The sequence below is a fragment of the Streptomyces sp. NPDC038280 genome (assembly GCF_055600045.1).
On sequence record NZ_JBVJYZ010000005.1, the window covers coordinates 124,014 to 141,263 of the forward strand.

Sequence of the window (17,250 nt, forward strand, 5' to 3'; positions counted from 1 at the left end):
AGTCCATCCGTGACGGAAGGCACCACCTCCGCGGCCGCCGCCGAGGGTGGCGACACCCTGACTCGCCTGGAGCAGGAGGGCGAGATCGCGGCCGACTACCTCGAGGGTCTGCTCGACATCGCCGACCTTGACGGCGACATCGACATGGACGTCGAGGCGGACCGGGCCGCGGTCTCGATCATCAGCGACTCCGGCCGTGACCTGCAGAAGCTTGTGGGCCGCGACGGCGAGGTTCTCGAGGCTCTCCAGGAGCTGACGCGTCTGGCCGTTCACCGGGAGACCGGTGACCGCAGCCGCCTGATGCTGGACATCGCGGGCTTCCGGGCCAAGAAGCGTACCGAGCTCGCCGAGCTGGGCGCCAAGGCCGCGAACGATGTGAAGCAGAGCGGTGAGCCGGTGAAGCTGGCTCCGATGACGCCTTTCGAGCGCAAGGTCGTGCACGACGCGGTCGCGGCCGCCGGACTGCGCAGCGAGTCGGAGGGCGAAGAGCCGCAGCGCTTCGTCGTCGTGCTCCCCGCCTGACGCCCCTTGTGTTGTCGGCCCCGTCTGTTCGCAGGCGGGGCCGATCTTTGTCAGCCTGATAGTCAGCCACCCCAGTGCGGTACGGAAGGACGGTTCCCGTGACGGAGGCAGCGGAGCTCCCCCAGGCGCCCGACCAGGCGCGGACGGTATTCGGTGAGTACTTCCCGGAGGCCGTTCGGTACGCGGAGCTCCTCGCGGACGCCGGGGTCAAGCGAGGCCTCATCGGCCCCCGCGAAGTACCGCGCCTGTGGGAGCGGCATCTGCTGAACTGCGCCGTGCTCTCCGAGGTCGTTCCGGAGGGCGTCACGGTCTGCGACGTCGGTTCGGGGGCCGGCCTGCCCGGTATCCCGTTGGCACTGGTCCGGCCGGATCTCAAGATCACGCTTCTCGAGCCGTTGCTGCGGCGTACGAATTTCCTTCAGGAGGTCGTCGAACTCCTGGGTCTCGACCATGTGACGGTGGTGCGTGGGCGCGCCGAGGAAGTGCTCGGCACGCTGTCCCCCGTTCATGTGGTGACGGCGCGCGCGGTGGCTCCGCTGGACCGCCTGGCCGGCTGGGGAGTGCCGCTGTTGCGCCCGTACGGCGAGATGCTGGCGCTCAAGGGCGACACGGCCGAGGAGGAGATCAACGGAGCACGGGCCGCCCTGAGCAAGCTGGGTGTGGTGGAAGCCTCAGTCCTGCACGTCGGTGAGGGCATCGTGGATCCGATGACGACCGTGGTGCGCGTAGAGGTCGGAGAGAGCCCTGGCGGAGTGCGCTTCGCCGCGAAGCGGGCCAAGGCCGCCCGCCCGAGCCGTCCCCGGCGCCGTCGCTAGCCTCTGAATTCGTCGCTGATCCGCCGGTCGGTACTGGCTATCAGCGATGCTCCATACAAGCTGCCATACGTATCCGCTGCGGAGTGTCGAGGCGGTCTCGTCGTGCGGCGCGTGCATCGTGTTTCACGTGAAACGTCGCTCACTGCTGCAGGGAATCATCAGCCGCGGCCGTGCGGCTGCCACGCCGCGCGACCGCAAGCCCCCCGTGAGGGTTACGGAATTGTCCACAGAGGGGGATTCATCCACAGATCCACGGGCCTCGCTGGTTCACGACCCCGAAAGCATGGCAGGCTCTGCTCATCGAGAGCCTGCAGCCGAGGAGAGTGAATCCTTGCGGTCCAACGCCAACATCGCGGGACCGATGACCGACCCGGTCCCCGGTCCCCGCACCGAAACGGCGGGGGAGGATGTTTCACGTGAAACACCGCCCCCGATGGATGACACCCCCATCGGCCGCGCTGCCCAGTTGGCAGTAGAGGCGCTGGGCCGTGCCGGCGAGGGCCTTCCGAGGCCTGAGCAGACGCGTGTGATGGTGGTCGCCAACCAGAAGGGCGGAGTGGGGAAGACGACCACCACGGTCAACCTCGCTGCATCGCTCGCGCTGCACGGCGCCCGGGTCCTGGTCATCGACCTTGATCCGCAGGGAAACGCCTCCACCGCACTGGGCATCGACCATCACGCCGATGTCCCCTCGATCTACGACGTCCTGGTGGAGAGCAAGCCGCTCTCCGAAGTGGTGCAGCCCGTCACCGACGTCGAAGGTCTCTTCTGCGCCCCAGCCACCATCGATCTCGCCGGTGCGGAGATTGAACTGGTGTCGCTGGTGGCGCGGGAGAGTCGACTGCAGCGAGCGATCCAGGCCTACGAGCAGCCGCTGGACTACATCCTCATCGACTGCCCGCCGTCGCTCGGTCTGCTCACAGTCAACGCCCTGGTGGCGGGGGCCGAGGTGCTGATCCCCATCCAGTGCGAGTACTACGCCCTGGAGGGCCTGGGACAGCTCCTCAGGAACGTCGATCTGGTCCGGGGGCACCTCAACCCCACGCTCCATGTGTCGACGATCCTTCTCACCATGTATGACGGTCGGACTCGGCTCGCTTCACAGGTCGCGGACGAGGTGCGCACTCACTTCGGTGACGAGGTGCTGCGGACCAGCATTCCGCGATCGGTACGCATCTCGGAGGCGCCGAGCTACGGGCAGACCGTCCTCACGTACGATCCGGGCTCCAGCGGTGCTCTGTCGTACCTTGAAGCGGCCCGCGAGATCGCGCTCAGGGGTGTCGGTGTGCATTACGACCCCCAGCACGCGCATGCGGGTCAGAACAATCAGCGAAGCATGTCGGAGGGGATCCAGTGAGCGATCGACGTAGAGGGCTGGGGCGTGGGCTCGGTGCGCTGATCCCCGCTGCGCCCCAGGAGCGGACGGTGCCTGCTGCCGGGGCGGGGGCGACCTCTCCCGGCGCGATTCCGTCACTGAACCCGGAGCGCGGTGTGGCGGCCGCGAAGCTGGCGACGCTGGCGCAGAGCCTGCAGGCGCCGGAGATCGCCGAGGCCCCGGAGCCGGAGATCGTGTCCGAGCCGGAGCCGGGAGCGCACTTCGCCGAGCTGCCGCTGGACTTCATCACGCCCAACCCGCGCCAGCCGCGTGAGGTCTTCGACGAGGACGCGCTGGCCGAACTGGTCACCTCCATCCGGGAGGTGGGCCTTCTTCAGCCTGTCGTCGTCCGCCAGCTCGGGGCCGAACGCTATGAGCTCATCATGGGCGAGCGCCGGTGGAGGGCATGCCGAGAGGCCGGCCTGGAGCGCATCCCCTCGATCGTCCGCGCGACGGACGACGAGAAGCTGCTGTTGGACGCGCTCCTGGAGAACCTTCACCGGGCGCAGCTGAACCCGCTGGAAGAGGCGGCCGCCTACGACCAGCTGCTCAAGGACTTCAACTGCACCCACGACCAGCTGGCGGACCGGATCGGCCGCTCGCGGCCGCAGGTCTCCAACACGCTTCGCCTGCTGCGTCTCTCGCCGCCGGTCCAGCGCAGGGTCGCCGCCGGCGTGTTGTCGGCCGGTCACGCCAGGGCGCTGCTCGCGGTGGAGGACCCCGAGGCGCAGGACAAGCTCGCGTACCGCATCGTCGCCGAGGGCCTGTCCGTGCGGGCGGTCGAAGAGATCGTGACGCTGATGGGCTCGGAACCCACCGCCGCGTCCAAGCCGAAGGGGCCGCGTGCCGGTGCCCGTGTGTCGCCGGCTCTCACCGATCTCGCTTCCCGGCTCTCGGATCGCTTCGAGACACGTGTGAAGGTCGACCTCGGTCAGAAGAAGGGAAAGATCGTCGTCGAGTTCGCCTCGATAGAGGATCTGGACCGGATCCTCGGCACCCTCGCTCCTGGCGAGGGTCGGGTCCTGGAGCAGGGGCTCTCCGAGCAGGAGACAGAGGACGACGGCAAGGACTGAGCCGTCTCCCTGTGTCGTGGGGGCGGGTTGTGGCCGGTGTTACCGGAACACGGCCCGCCCTTTGCTCTTGGACGGTATCCGCGTCATGGCCCGGTGGATACGATGCGTTCCGGTAGGGCGCATCCACCGTGATCCATCGCAGAGGGAGGCGCGGGCATGCCAGAGGTGAGCCGAAGCCAACTGGTGACCGTCGGATTGGGACTGGGGGCGGTCGGTGGCTTCATCGGCAGCCTGCTCCGAGAACGGAGCGCTCTGACAGCCGCTCGTGATGCGGCCGGTATGGGAAGCGAGGATCAGCCTTGGGGCGTCGGCTTGTACCGCTCACGCTGGACAACCTTCCGGACCTTCCCAAGCGTTGCCGTGCGTGTGTCTTCTGGGAACTTGATCAGGTCAGCGGGGAAGCCGCGGTAAAGGCCGGCAGACCCGAACTGGAGAAGGAAGCCTGGATCTCGGCCGTGCTGCTGGAGTGGGGCTCGTGCGGCCGGGTCGTCTATGTCGATGAGGTGCCGGTCGGCTTCGTGCTCTATGCGCCTCCCGCCTATGTGCCGAGGTCCATGGCGTTCCCGACCAGCCCGGTGGCCCCCGACGCCGTGCAGCTGATGACCGGCTGGATCACGCCCGGGTATCAAGGGCAGGGCCTGGGACGGGTGATGGTGCAGACCGTCGCCAAGGATCTGCTCCGCCGTGGATTCAAGGCCATCGAGGCGTTCGGTGATGCCCGGTGGAAGGAGCCCGCATGCGTTCTGCCCGCGGATCATCTTCTGGCCGTCGGGTTCAAGACCGTACGCCCGCATCCCACTTACCCGCGGCTGAGGCTGGACCTGAGGACCACGCTCTCCTGGAAGGAAGACGTCGAACTGGCTCTGGACCGGCTCCTGGGAGCCGTCCAGAAGGAGCCGGCGCTGAGGCCGCTGTAGCGTCCGGGTACGACGACGGCCCACCCCCGAGCGCGGGAGTGGGCCGTTCGTGTTTCACGTGAAACACGGGAGGCGGTCAGGCCTTGGCAGCCTCGTCGCCGATGAAGCCCTCGAGGTCGCGGATGATCGCGGCCTTCGGCTTGGCGCCGACGATGGTCTTGGCGACCTCGCCGTTCTGGTAGACGTTCAGCGTCGGAATCGACATCACGCCGTACTTGGCAGCCGTGGCAGGGTTCTCGTCGATGTTCAGCTTGACGATCTCGATCTGGTCGCCGTGCTCAGCGGCGATCGCCTCCAGCGACGGGGCGATCTGGCGGCACGGACCGCACCAGGCAGCCCAGAAGTCCACCAGGACGGGCTTGTCGCTCTTGAGGACGTCCTCTTCGAAGGAGTCGTCGGTCACAATCTTCAGGGCCACGGCGGCCTCCTTGATTTCGCGGGGTGTGGGGTGGGGAGAAGAGATCAGACCGCGGGGGTCTTCTCGGGCTCGGCCACCTTCTCGCCGTCGGCGAGAGCGGCCAGGTAGCGCTCGGCGTCGAGGGCCGCGGAGCAACCGGTGCCCGCGGCGGTGATCGCCTGACGGTAGGTGTGGTCGACGACGTCGCCGGCGCCGAAGACACCGGTCAGGTTCGTCCGCGTCGACGGGGCGTCCACCTGCAGGTAACCCTCGTCGTCCAGGTCCAACTGACCCTTGAACAGCTCCGTGCGCGGGTCGTGGCCGACAGCGATGAACAGACCGGTCACCGGCAGCTCGGAGGTCTCACCGGTCTTGGTGTTCCGCAGAGTGAGGCCGGAGAGCTTCTGCTCACCGTGGACCGTGGCGACCTCGCTGTCCCAGGCGAACTTGATCTTCGGGTCGGCGAAGGCCCGGTCCTGCATGGCCTTGGAGGCGCGCAGGGTGTCACGGCGGTGGACGATGGTGACGGACTTGGCGAACCGGGAGAGGAAGGTGGCCTCTTCCATCGCGGTGTCACCGCCACCCACCACGGCGATGTCCTGGTCCTTGAAGAAGAACCCGTCGCAGGTGGCGCACCAGGAGACACCGCGGCCGGACAGGGCGTCCTCGTTCGGCAGCCCCAGCTTGCGGTGCTGGGAGCCGGTCGTGACGATGACGGCCTTGGCGCGGTGCACGGTGCCGGCGGTGTCCGTGACGGTCTTGATGTCGCCCGTGAGATCCACGGCCACCACGTCGTCCGGGACGAGCTCGGCGCCGAAGCGCTCGGCCTGGGCCCTCATGTTGTCCATCAGGTCCGGACCCATGATGCCGTCACGGAAGCCGGGGAAGTTCTCCACGTCGGTCGTGTTCATCAGGGCGCCACCGGCGGTGACGGCACCTTCGAAGACCAGCGGCTTCAGCGACGCGCGCGCCGTGTAGAGCGCGGCGGTGTAACCCGCGGGCCCGGAGCCGATGATGATCACGTTACGGACGTCGCTCACGGGTTTCTTCCTCGTCTCTGCAGACTGCCTACTGCCACGGGGTCGGGTCAATGACTCTCACCCCACCCAACGGATCCTACGGGGCATGCATTCCCTCGGAAGCCAGTGGCGCGGCAGTGTGTATTCAGGAGCGAGGATAAGAGGTAGTCAGCAAGACCTCTGCCGCACCGTTCCCGCCGGAGTCGACGCAGGTGGCAGCCATGACATACGCCTGCACCTTGGTGCTATCCGTGGGATGCGGCAGGACGACGAGGTAGGCCTGCTCGCCGCGGTAGACGCCCCTCTCGACACCCAGAGCGGCGTCGGAACGACCCGTACCTTCCTGCACGCAGTCCGGGACCGTCGTGTCCGTGCTGAGCATGGGCTTGGGAGGGACGGATTCGTTGGAGAGCGACTCACTCCGCTTCTGCCCGGACTCGCTGGGAGTCTTCCCGCCCCCCGCAGCCAGCAGGCCATGAACGCGGTCCTGAAGGATCTCGCCCGAGAATCGCGCGTTGTCGGGTGCGCTGACGGCGGTGTCGGCCTTCCTGCTGCCTGCGCTGTCGCCGGAGTCCTGGACGGACTGGAAGAAGAAGACGCCCATACCTACCGCGGCGATGCCGAAGGCCGCGCCCAGGGCGGCGACGCGGCGGCGCCGGGACCGGTGGCCGCGTCCGGGGCCCGTGGCGGCGCGAGGGTGCCCTGCGGGGCGGGGCGCTGGTGCCGCCTCAAGAGAGGTCTCCGGGCGGGCGATCGATGTTTCACGTGAAACAGGAGTCGAGGACTCGGGAGCCGTGGCACTGAGGAGAGCTTCCGCTGCCAGGGCGGCGTCGATGCGGCCGGCGATATCGGCGGGCATCCGCGGGGGCCCGGGCAGGGTGCCCAGAAGCCCTCGGATCTCTTCCAGGGAGGTGCGGACATCGGCGCAGAGCGGACAGTCCTCGAGATGCAGGCGGACATCCGCCGTGCGGGACGGCGAGAGCAGCCCCTCGGTGAGATCGGAGATCTCCGAGACGTCCGGGTGCTGAGTCGTATCGGTCGTCGATGTCACGCGCGGCCACCTCCGCCCTTCACAGCAGCAGGACCGCTTGGTCCTGATTCCCTTGGCCCCGACACCGGTGGGACGGATGTCCCTGGCGTCCGGTTCCTTCCCCCGACGGGACGGTCGCTATCCATGGAGTCGGCGCGCAGATGAGTGAGCATGGGGAGAAGACGGGCCCGGCCGCGTGCGCAGCGGCTTTTCACTGTTCCGGTGGGGACGTCGAGGACTCGGGCGGCCTCCGCCACGGGGTAGCCCTGCATGTCGACCAGGACGAGCGCCGCCCGCTGGTCGGGGGGAAGCTTCGACAGCGCTGCCAGTAGCTCGCGGTGGAGGTCATGGCGTTCCGCCGGGGCCTCGGCCGACTCGTGCGGTTCGAGAAGCTGCTCCAGGCGCTCGGTGTCCTCGACGGGCGAGGTCTTGCGGGAGGCCGCCTTGCGAGCCCGGTCGAGGCAGGCGTTGACGGTGATCCGGTGCAGCCAGGTCGTGACGGCCGACTGGCCGCGGAAGGTGTGGGCCGCCCGGAAGGCGGAGACAAGAGCGTCCTGGACCGCGTCAGCGGCCTCCTCGCGGTCCCCCAGGGTGCGCAGGGCGACGGCCCAGAGCCGGTCGCGATGGCGGCGTACGAGCTCACCGAAGGCGTCCGGATCGCCGGCGACATGAAGCGCCAGGAGATCCTGGTCGCTCGTGTCGCCGTGTATGGCGTCGTCCAACGGTGAGCCCCCTCCCTGTGCCGTCAGCTGGTGATCTTGATGTTCGAGATCTTGCCGCGGAAGCCACCGTCGTCCGAGGGAAGCTCCGTCAGCCAGATCAGAACGTACCGCGTCGTCGCCGGTGCGCCCGGCTTGAGCGTCACGTTGGTTCCGGAGCCCGTGGCGAGCTTGGTGAAGGAGCCGGAGGCCGTCGGCTGCTCGTTCTTGGCGTCGGCCGCGGCGGCCCGCAGCTCGACGGAGGTCGAACCCTGGAAGGTGACCTCGACGGATCCGACCCGCTGGACCTTTCCGAGGTCCAGGACGATTCCGACGCCCTCCTTGAGCCGGCCGAAGTCCGCGCTGAAGTAGTTGGCCGTCTGCCAGAACGACCCTGGGTCACCGTCGTAGGCGTTCTCTATGCTCCGGGAGTTCTCGCTCTGGTCCCCCAGCGGGTCGAAGTCATGGGCGGCGACGATGGCGACCGGCTTTCCACCCTCGCTCTGCTTCTTGTCCTCGCCCTGCTCCGGCTGGGTGGTCTGCGCCGGCTCCACCTTCTTCTCGCGGTCCAGCAGCGCGTCGGCCACCTGCCAGCTGCCGAGACCCAGTGCGGCGATGAGCAGTGCGGACACGGCCCACTTGAGGACCTTGCCGGTGCGGCTCTGCAGCGGGGGCGGCGGGGCGGCCACTGGTTGGGTGACGGATACGCCGGGACGCGGCTGAGGGCGCCCGTAGGTGCCCTGCTGATAGGTGGTGCGCTGGTACTCGGGCGGCGACGTGAACTCGGGCTCGGGCGGCCGGATCCGCGGCATCGAGGCGACGGCCTTGGCCAGCTCGTCCGGCGTGGTGCACGGCGGCTCCTGCCGGGACGCCGTGGCACCGTCGTTGACCAGGGCGCGCATGGCGATCTCCGACAGTCCGCGGTGGACGCCCGCGCGGACCTGGTCGGGAGGGAGCAGCCCGACGCCCTTGGGAAGCCCGGTGAGGCCGTAGGCATCACTGTCGTACGGCCAGCGCTGGGTCAGCGCCGCGTACAGCAGGGCGCCGATCGCCTCCGTGTCGGTGCGCTGGGGCCCCTCGGAACTGATGCCGCGCAGGGCGGCGTTCACGGCGAGGCCGCGGATGCGGTACTGCCCCGAGGAACTGCGCAGCACGGCACTGGGCGTGAGACGGAGATGGGCCAGACCCTCGCGGTGCGCGGCGGCCATGGCCTGTGACACCTGAGTGACCAGCTGGTAGGCGTCATGCGCCTCCAGCGGGCCGGCGGCGAGGAGCGCGGTGAGCTCCGTGGCGTCCGGAAGCCATTCGTGGACGACGTAGACGAGGTCGTTCTCCTCGACGGCGTCCAGGACTTGCACAAAGCGGGGGTCGCCGAGAAGCGCGGACGAGCGGGCAGCGGCGAGTACCGAGCGGGCCCTCGGGTGGTCCGCGGGCAGGAGATGAACGCCGACGGCGCGGCGCAGTTTCTCGTCCACGGCACGCCAACTGCTGAAACCGTCCAGACGGGTGACGCACTCCTCGAGCCGGTAGCGTCTGGCGAGTTTGTGGCCGCTGTGCAGCTCGGGTGTCGTGATCGCGGGCTGCTCGCCGCCCTGGTCCTGTGCGGACTCGTCCGCCGTGTCCTGCGCTTCCGCCACCCCGTCGGTCGTGGCCTTGTCCGCCTTGGCGGCCAGCGGGTCGTCCCCGCTGTTGTCGGCCACGTCGACGGCAGCCGTGCTACGTTCCGCCACCGTCGTTCCTGCCTCCCCATCCGTTGCGCATATCCAACAGCCATGCCAATTGTGCCCACAGTCTGCTGCAGTGCACGACACACGGCAGCCGACGATGGTTGTGCGGGGCGGTGAACGCCTTAGCGTCCGAGGCGGCCGCGCACCATGCCGACCAGGGAGTTCAGCTCCGCGATACGCATCCTCTTCGCCGCGAGGAAGAAGACACCCAGCAGGACCACTCCACCGGCGACCAGCGCTGCGAGAGAACCCAGCGCCCCTTCGCCGAGCGCCTTGAGAACCGCGAAGCCCGCGGCGCCGCCCACCACAGCGGCGGGCAGTGAGGCCATGCAGAGACGTGCGTAGGTCCGCATGACGTGGGCGCCGTCGAGGTCGCCGCCGAGCCGGTTGCGCAGCCTGCGCCAGGCGACGCCCACGCCGACCGTGTAGGCGAGTCCGTAGGAGCCGGCCATGCCCACGACCGCCCACTGGGCCGGAAGAACGAGGTAGCAGGCCGCGGAGGCCGCCGCGTTGACGGCTGCCACGATCACCGTGTTGTAGAACGGCGTCCGGGTGTCCTCGTAGGCGTAGAAGCCGCGCAGGACGACGTACTGCACGGAGTAGGGAATCAGGCCGAGGCCGAACGCCATGAGGATGAAGCCCATGCTCTGGGCGGCCTGCACGCCGCTGGACGCGTAGAGCAGGGTGCACATCGGCACGCCGAGGGCGAGGAACGCGAAGGCCACGGGCACGATGGCGACGGCCGAGTTCCGCAGCCCCTGCGAGATGTCGTCGCGGACCGCGCCCGGGTCGTCGTCATGGGCGGCGCGGGAGATCCTGGGCAGAAGAGCCGCCATCACCGAGACGGTGATGATGGCCTGCGGCATGCCCCAGATGAGCTGGGCGTTGGAGTACGCGAGGAAGCCCGCGCCGTTCTTGCCGGATGCCTCACCGGCGGCGGTCGCGAGCTGAGTGACGACCAGGACACCGGCCTGGTTGGCGAGGACGAACAGCACGGTCCACTTGGCGAGCTTGACCGTCTTGCCGAGACCGTGGCCCTTCCAGTCGAAGCGGGGGCGGAAGCGGAAGCCCGTTTCGCGGAGGTAGGGGATCATCGCCAGCGCCTGGACGGCCAGGCCGAGGAGGGTACCGACGCCGAGGAGGCGGATGCCCTCGTCCGGGATCGTCTGCACGCCCATGTGGGACTCGGCCGAGGTGCCGTAGACCCAGATGAACAGCCCGAAGGTGACGATCATGACGATGTTGTTGAGGACGGGGGTCCACATCATCGCGCCGAACTTGCCGCGTGCGTTGAGGATCTGACCCATCACCACATGCACACCCATGAAAAAGATGGTGGGCAGGCAGTAGCGCGCGAAGGTGACGGCGACGCTGTTGGCCGCCTGGTTGTCGGCGATGGTGCTCGACATCAGACGGATCAGCAGCGGTGCGGCGAAGACCGCGAGGGCCACGATGGCGCCAAGGGCCACCATGACGAGGGTCAGCAACCGGTTGGCGTATGCCTCGCCACCGTCCTCGTCGTTCTTCATCGAACGAACCAGCTGCGGGACGAAGACCGAATTGAGCCCTCCGCCGACGGTCAGGATGTAGATCATCGTCGGCAGGGTGTACGCCACGGTGAAGGTGTCACCCAGCAGCGCGGCACCCAGCGCGCCGGTGATCACCAGACTCCGGACGAAGCCCGTGAGGCGGGAGACGAGCGTGCCGGCCGCCATCACGGCGCTGGACTTCAGCAGCCCGGAGGCGCGGCCGCCGGACTTCTTCGGGGCGGGCGCGGGCAGGGGCTCGGGCGTCGGCTCCGGGGAGGGCGAGGAGGGCTGCCCGGGCGTCTGCTGATCGCGGTAGAGGTGCGCGAAGGCGTCCGGCTCGGACTCGTCGTCGCCGGCCCGGGTGACCAGGTCGTCCACACCGGTGAACTGGACGGTCCTGGCGTCGTCACCGTAGGGGAGGTGACGGGAGGGCCCGTCGGGCTCGGGCGCCGGGGTCTGCGCCCATACCCGGGGGTCCGGGCCGAATTGCGGGGCGGGAGGCTGCTGGTAGAGCGGCTGCGGCTCCTGGTACGTGCCCGGCGGCGGCGGGGGATGCGCGGCGCGGTCGTAGAGAGCCTCTTCCACCGGGTCCTGGGCGGCCAGGTCCCGCGCCTGATAGGGGTCGTGGTCGTAGGCTTCCTGGACGTACGGGTCCGGGGCCTGCGGAGGCGAGGGAATCGGGACTTGCCCTCCGGCGAGAGGTGGCTCGGGTGTTCCCGCGGAAGGCGCGCTGCCGCCGCCCGCGCCCTGCCCGCGGTCACCGTCGTACGGCGCGTTCATGGTTTACCCCACCTCATCGTTTCCGGCCGACCGGCCACGACATCGCTCAACGGTCCACTTTCTCACCCGTGCCCGACGGGTCACCGCTTTCCGGACCGGTGTCCGGCGCAGGGTCACTCGGCTGCTCGGGATCGTCGCTCTCCGTGGCATCCACCGCGGTGTGCCGGGCTGCGGCCCGCTTGCGCTGGGTGTACATCCTGATGCCCGCGAGAACGAGCAGGAGCACACCGCCCGCGATGACAAGCATCACCGTCGGCGTGATCTCCGAGACCTTGACGGTGAAGGTCATGGGCTGACCGTACGGCTTACCGTCCGCCGTGAACAGCTGCGCCGTCATCGGGACCGGACCGTTGGCGTTGGCCGAGGCCGTGAACTTCACCGACTGGCTGTGGCCGCCGTTGATTTTGACCGGCTGCTCGGCGACGGCCTCGCCGCCGTTGAGCTTGAGGCGGGTCGGCTTCGTGGACGTCAGTCGCAGCACGAGGTGGTCGACGCCCTGGACGAGCTTGTTCTGCACCGTCACGGGGATCGTGGCGCTGCGGCCCGACAGGGTCAGGTCCGACTTCTCGATGAGTTGCACCTCTGCGGTGAGGCTCTTCAGATAGGCGAGAACATTGCTGCGGTACTGGGCGGCCGCGGGCGCGTGGCCCCGCCAGGACGTCGACATCTCCCGGCTGATCGCATTGCCGAAGGGCGTCACCACCCGGTAGGCGGCCGTGAGGATGACCTTGAAGTTGTCCAGGGTCTCCTGGGTGCTCTTCATGTCGCGGAACGCCTGCACCGGCAGCTCCTGCTTGCGGAGCCGCTCGGGGTACTGAGAGGCGCGGGGCACCCCGGTCTGGGCGTCCGTGTCGGGCCTCACCGCGGCCGCGGCGATGAGGTCCAGGGGCTGTGTCCAGCGTTGCGCGGACAGCCCCCGGAGGGCGGCGGCCATGCTCTGTGCCTGAGTGGCGGTCGGCAGCCGCTGCGGGGCCACGACCACATTGCGCTGGTTCTCGGGCTCCTGGTGGGTCACAGCGAGCGTCTGGGCGAGGAATCTCTGGACCGCCAGGGTGGTGTTGCCCGACTGGCTCATGTCGCCTTCGAAGGCGGTGGAGAGCGAGGCGTCCGAGACCACGGCGGTCCGACCGCCGCCGATCGGGCGCGCGGCGGTGGGGGTGTACGGCAGGTCGTCCCGGAGGCTGTCGCTGCGCGCGATCACCTTGTGCGCCCCGGCGGAGGTGGCGACGTCCACGATGGACGGGTCGATGGCGCCCTCGACCGGCCAGGCGAAGTCGACGGACGGCGTCACATGGAGGATGGTCTCCACCGTCGTCTCGGCCACCTCGGTGGCAGGCTGCAGGTGCCGCAGCGAGCCGGACACGTCCTTGCCCCGGTGGGCCAGGGACGCCAGATCCGGGTCGGCGAAGGGAAGGGCGACAACCTTGCGGCCGGCCACCGCCTTCTCCAAGGCGCTGAGCCACTGCTCCGCGACGGCCTGGTTCTTGCCCGGAACGTCGGTCGTCCCCTCCTTGACGCGATAGGTCCTGGTCATCGCGTCGACGGTGGCGAGCAGATCCGGGTCGATGACCCAAGTGACCGGAAGATCCTTGCCGAGCGCGACCATCTGCTCCAGCCGCCCGCCCGGAGCCAGCTCGGCGGCCAGGTCGTCGTTCTCGAAGACCGGGGTCTGCTGATCGTCCGAGCCCGTCTGGGCCGACAGGTGGGTCGCCGCGATCAGGGGCCACATATAGGTGAGCTGGGTCTTCTTCTCGGTGGCTTCCGGCTGCCACGGCAGGAAGGTCCGCTCGATGCCGAGCACCCGGTTGCCCGACTGGCCCGGGGCCTGGCCCGTGAGGGAGACCCCGACCTGATACACGCCCTCGTCGTCGAGACCGAGGTCCTCGACCGGAACGCTGATGCTGAAGTCCTGGCTGATCCCGGCGGCGAGCGGCGGGACAGCGACGGTGTATTCGTCATCGAGCACCGCAGGGTCGGTACCCGGGCGGAAGCCCGTGCGGCCCGCAGCCTCGTCGATCGCGCTGCGGCTCGAGAGGCGCGGCCCGACCCGAAGGTCTACATGACCGCCCGTGACCGTCTGCTTACCCTGATTGGTCACCGTGCCGGTGATCGTGAGCGTGTCGCCCTTCAAAGGGGCGCTCGGCGAGAAAGTGTCGAGGGACACATCGACGGTCCGCGAGCCCGTGGGGTCATCGGCGGCAGGCGCGGCGGCCACGGTCGGACCGTTCAGCAGACCGGCCAGCAGGGGGGCACCGGCGGCAAGTGAAGCCGCCCGCAGTAGCCACCGTCGGGCAGGAGAGGGACCGGTGCCCTGGATGTCTGCCGCCTCGGCCACGCGTTCGCCCATCCCTCGTCATTGTCAGTGGTGCCGGTGGTTGTCGGTTGCTGTGTCCACGCATGGTAACGAGGCACGCTGTGGCTAAGTGCCGCGGACTGCTCCACGTGATCGGAAAGGGAGGTCCGGGACCGCTATGAAACGGGGACGCCCCGGTGGGCCAGGGCACGTACCCTTTTCTGTTGTGCCGAACGCCAACGAAGACAACCTCACCGCACTGAGCCAGGTGCAACGCCGCGCGGTCAGTGAGCTGCTGCGTGTGTCCCCTGTCGCCGACGACCTCGCCCGCCGCTTTCAGGAGGCGGGGTTCAGCCTTGCCCTGGTTGGCGGCTCGGTTCGGGACGCCCTTCTCGGACGGCTCGGCAACGATCTCGACTTCACCACGGACGCTCGTCCCGAGGACGTACTCAAGATCGTCCGCCCGTGGGCCGACGCGGTGTGGGAAGTCGGAATCGCCTTCGGCACGGTGGGCTGCCAGAAGAACGCCCTCGTCGACGGCGTCGAGCAGCGCTTCGAGATCGAGGTCACGACGTACCGCTCGGAGGCGTACGACCGTACGTCGCGCAAGCCCGAGGTGTCCTACGGCGACTCCATCGAGCAGGACCTGGTCCGGCGTGACTTCACCGTCAACGCGATGGCCGTCGCGCTCCCGGAGAAGGAGTTCATCGATCCGCACGGTGGTCTCGAGGATCTGGCCACGCGCGTGCTGCGCACCCCGGGGACCCCGGAGGAGTCTTTCTCCGACGACCCGCTGCGCATGATGCGTGCGGCGCGGTTCGCCGCCCAGCTCGACTTCACGGTTGCCCCCGAGGTCGTTGCCGCCATGAAGGCCATGTCCGAGCGCATCGACATTGTTTCCGCCGAGCGCGTGCGCGATGAGTTCAACAAGCTGATCCTCTCCGCCCACCCCCGGGAGGGGCTGGCGCTGTTTGTGGACAGCGGTCTGGCCGAGCGTGTGCTGCCCGAGCTCCCGGCCCTGCGTCTGGAGAGCGATGAGCACCACCGGCACAAGGATGTGTACGAGCACTCGCTGATCGTCCTGGAGCAGGCGATCGACCTCGAAGAGGACGGTCCGGACCTGGTGCTGCGGCTTGCCGCCCTCTTGCATGACATCGGCAAGCCCCGCACACGGCGGTTCGAGAGCGACGGCAGGGTCTCCTTCCACCACCACGAGGTGGTGGGCGCCAAGATGACCAAGAAGCGCATGACCGCTCTCAAGTACTCCAACGAGATGGTCAAGGACGTCTCCCGGCTGGTCGAGCTGCATCTGCGCTTCCACGGCTATGGGACCGGGGAGTGGACCGACTCCGCCGTGCGCAGGTACGTGCGGGACGCCGGGCCGCTGCTGTCGCGGCTGCACAAGCTGACCCGCTCGGACTGCACCACCCGGAACAAGCGCAAGGCCAACGCTCTCTCCCGCGCCTACGACGGGCTGGAAGAGCGCATCGCGCAGCTCCAGGAGCAGGAGGAGCTGGATGCGATCCGACCCGACCTGGACGGCAATCAGATTCAGGGGATCCTCGGGATCGGACCAGGGCCGGCCATTGGCAAGGCGTACAAGTTCCTGCTGGAACTGCGTCTGGAGCATGGCCCGATGGGACACGATGCCGCTGTCGCCGCGCTGAAGGAATGGTGGGCGACGGAGAGCTGATCCCGGCGGTCATGTTTCACGTGAAACATGACGCGGCGGAACGCAGGGGCGTTGTTTCACGTGAAACAACGCCCCTCGCTATCTGCTCACGGTCGTCGAGCCGTGCCGTCCTGTTGCTTCCGTCGCGCGAGCATGACCGCGACGGCGGCGTAGAGGACGGCCACCATGACGAGAAGAGGGGCCGAGCGTCCGTCCCCCGGCAGCAACAGCGACGCCACTCCTGCCGCGCCGACAAAGGCGACGTTGAACAGTACGTCGTAGAGCGAAAAGACGCGTCCCCGATAGGCATCGTCCACCGATCTCTGTACGACCGTGTCAGTGGCGATCTTCGTTCCCTGAGTGGCGAGCGCCAGGAAAAAGGCGGCGATCAGCATGGGCACAGGAGCGAACGGCAGCCCCAACGCCGGCGCCAGAACGGCGGCCGTGGCGGCGCACGCGGCGATCCAGCCAAAGGGCCCCAGTCGTCCCACGGACCAGGGTGAGAGCACCGCCGCCATGAAGAAGCCTGCTCCCGACACTCCGACGGCCAGCCCGAGCAGGGCCAGCCCGTCCGACTCCGTGGATGCCCAGAAGTACCGGCAGAGCATCAAGACCATCACCGAGAGCGCGCCGTAGCAGAACCGCATCAGCGTCATCGCCGCCAGCACACGGGCCGCCGACGGCCTCTCCCTCAGGTGACGCAGGCCGGCGACGAGTCCACGAGCGGTGGAGGCCAGCGCGGCCTTGACGCGCGCCTGCACCAATGCGGGCTCCGGCCCCAGCAGTTCACGGGGAATGCGCAGGGAAGCGAGTGCCGCGCAGAGATAGAGCAGAGCGCCCAGCACAACCACCACTGCGTCCGAGTCCGAGGCCGCCAGCCGAACCGCGAAGGCGAGCCCACCACCCGCTGTCGCGGCGATCGTCCCTGCCGTGGGTGAAAGGGAGTTGGCCATCACCAGACGCTCCGCGTCGACCACACGCGGCAGCGCGGCCGACAGCCCCGCCAGGACGAACCGATTGACGGCCGTGACGGAGAGCGCGGAGACATAGAAGAGCCAGTCGGGCACGGAGGCGAGGACCAGCACGGCCGTGCCGCAGGCGAGCAGGGCACGCAGGAGATTCCCGTGGAGAAAGACCTGCCGTCGCTGCCAACGGTCCAGCAGCACGCCGGCAAAAGGGCCGATCAGGGAGTAGGGAAGCAACAGGACGGCCATCGCCGAGGCAATGGCCGCGGGCGAAGTCTGCTTCTCGGGGGAGAAGACGACGTACGTGGCGAGCGCGACCTGGTACACGCCGTCGGCGCACTGCGACAGCAGCCGTACGGCGAGCAGGCGGCGGAAGTTCGTCAGGCGCAGGAGTACGCGCAGATCACGTACGACGGGCATGTGGGCAAGCGTCACACA

Annotated in this window: 14 protein-coding genes; 6 read left to right on the top strand and 8 right to left on the bottom strand. The window is 68.6% G+C overall.

Annotated features, from left to right (window positions below; genetic code table 11):
• Positions 1-9: 9 nt before the first annotated feature.
• From ACZ7J0_RS13670 to ACZ7J0_RS13690, 5 genes are all read left to right on the top strand, one after another.
• Positions 10-522, top strand: coding sequence for a Jag family protein (locus tag ACZ7J0_RS13670; protein ID WP_470886977.1), 513 nt, complete (start codon positions 10-12; stop codon positions 520-522).
• 98 nt (positions 523-620) lie between these two features.
• Positions 621-1,337, top strand: a complete 717-nt coding sequence (gene rsmG / locus ACZ7J0_RS13675) for a 16S rRNA (guanine(527)-N(7))-methyltransferase RsmG (protein ID WP_470886979.1) — start codon at positions 621-623, stop codon at positions 1,335-1,337.
• Positions 1,338-1,620: 283 nt separating this feature from the next.
• A complete protein-coding gene (locus tag ACZ7J0_RS13680; RefSeq protein ID WP_470887316.1) occupies positions 1,621-2,694 on the top strand; it encodes a ParA family protein in 1,074 nt (357 codons plus the stop codon).
• Positions 2,691-3,785 carry a ParB/RepB/Spo0J family partition protein gene (locus ACZ7J0_RS13685; protein ID WP_470886981.1) on the top strand — a complete coding sequence of 365 codons (1,095 nt, stop codon included), beginning with the start codon at positions 2,691-2,693 and terminating at the stop codon, positions 3,783-3,785. The genes ACZ7J0_RS13680 and ACZ7J0_RS13685 overlap by 4 nt, the downstream gene beginning before the upstream one ends.
• 299 nt (positions 3,786-4,084) lie before the next feature.
• Positions 4,085-4,702, top strand: a complete 618-nt coding sequence (locus tag ACZ7J0_RS13690; RefSeq protein ID WP_468708944.1) for a GNAT family N-acetyltransferase — start codon at positions 4,085-4,087, stop codon at positions 4,700-4,702.
• Between the two features lie 76 nt (positions 4,703-4,778).
• Here ACZ7J0_RS13690 and trxA read toward each other — a convergent pair whose 3' ends face one another.
• The 7 genes from trxA to ACZ7J0_RS13725 all read right to left on the bottom strand — a co-directional run bounded on the left by trxA (position 4,779) and on the right by ACZ7J0_RS13725 (position 14,217).
• Entirely contained in the window at positions 4,779-5,135 is a 357-nt protein-coding gene (trxA, locus tag ACZ7J0_RS13695; RefSeq protein WP_470887318.1) for a thioredoxin, read from the bottom strand.
• Positions 5,136-5,164: 29 nt separating this feature from the next.
• Entirely contained in the window at positions 5,165-6,139 is a 975-nt protein-coding gene (trxB, locus tag ACZ7J0_RS13700; RefSeq protein ID WP_468708942.1) for a thioredoxin-disulfide reductase, read from the bottom strand.
• A 124-nt stretch (positions 6,140-6,263) separates the two neighbouring features.
• A complete protein-coding gene (locus tag ACZ7J0_RS13705; RefSeq protein WP_470886984.1) occupies positions 6,264-7,169 on the bottom strand; it encodes an anti-sigma factor in 906 nt (301 codons plus the stop codon).
• Positions 7,166-7,870 carry an RNA polymerase sigma factor SigM gene (sigM, locus tag ACZ7J0_RS13710; protein ID WP_470886986.1) on the bottom strand — a complete coding sequence of 235 codons (705 nt, stop codon included), beginning with the start codon at positions 7,868-7,870 and terminating at the stop codon, positions 7,166-7,168. The genes ACZ7J0_RS13705 and sigM overlap by 4 nt, the downstream gene beginning before the upstream one ends.
• Before the next feature lie 23 nt (positions 7,871-7,893).
• Complete coding sequence (locus ACZ7J0_RS13715; protein ID WP_470886988.1) at positions 7,894-9,576, bottom strand: protein kinase family protein; 1,683 nt, start codon at positions 9,574-9,576, stop codon at positions 7,894-7,896.
• Positions 9,577-9,695: 119 nt separating this feature from the next.
• Positions 9,696-11,882, bottom strand: a complete 2,187-nt coding sequence (gene murJ, locus ACZ7J0_RS13720) for a murein biosynthesis integral membrane protein MurJ (protein WP_470886990.1) — start codon at positions 11,880-11,882, stop codon at positions 9,696-9,698.
• 46 nt (positions 11,883-11,928) lie between these two features.
• Positions 11,929-14,217, bottom strand: a complete 2,289-nt coding sequence (locus ACZ7J0_RS13725; RefSeq protein WP_470887320.1) for a DUF6049 family protein — start codon at positions 14,215-14,217, stop codon at positions 11,929-11,931.
• Positions 14,218-14,401: 184 nt separating this feature from the next.
• On the opposite strand from ACZ7J0_RS13725, the gene ACZ7J0_RS13730 reads away from it, so the two are divergent.
• Positions 14,402-15,868, top strand: a complete 1,467-nt coding sequence (locus tag ACZ7J0_RS13730; protein ID WP_470886992.1) for a CCA tRNA nucleotidyltransferase — start codon at positions 14,402-14,404, stop codon at positions 15,866-15,868.
• An 86-nt stretch (positions 15,869-15,954) separates the two neighbouring features.
• Here the strand turns inward: ACZ7J0_RS13730 and ACZ7J0_RS13735 are convergent, their stop codons facing one another.
• Positions 15,955-17,232 (bottom strand): MFS transporter, encoded by a 1,278-nt coding sequence (locus tag ACZ7J0_RS13735; protein ID WP_470886994.1) that lies wholly within the window; start codon positions 17,230-17,232, stop codon positions 15,955-15,957.
• Positions 17,233-17,250 lie beyond the last annotated feature (18 nt).

What these genes read in the sequence shown, in the direction of transcription:
- ACZ7J0_RS13680 (WP_470887316.1), top strand. Translation starts at nt 1,621, where the DNA reads ATGGCAGGCTCTGCTCATCGAGAGCCTGCAGCCGAGGAGAGTGAATCC.
- murJ (WP_470886990.1), bottom strand. Translation starts at nt 11,882, where the DNA reads ATGAACGCGCCGTACGACGGTGACCGCGGGCAGGGCGCGGGCGGCGGC.
- ACZ7J0_RS13735 (WP_470886994.1), bottom strand. Translation starts at nt 17,232, where the DNA reads ATGCCCGTCGTACGTGATCTGCGCGTACTCCTGCGCCTGACGAACTTC.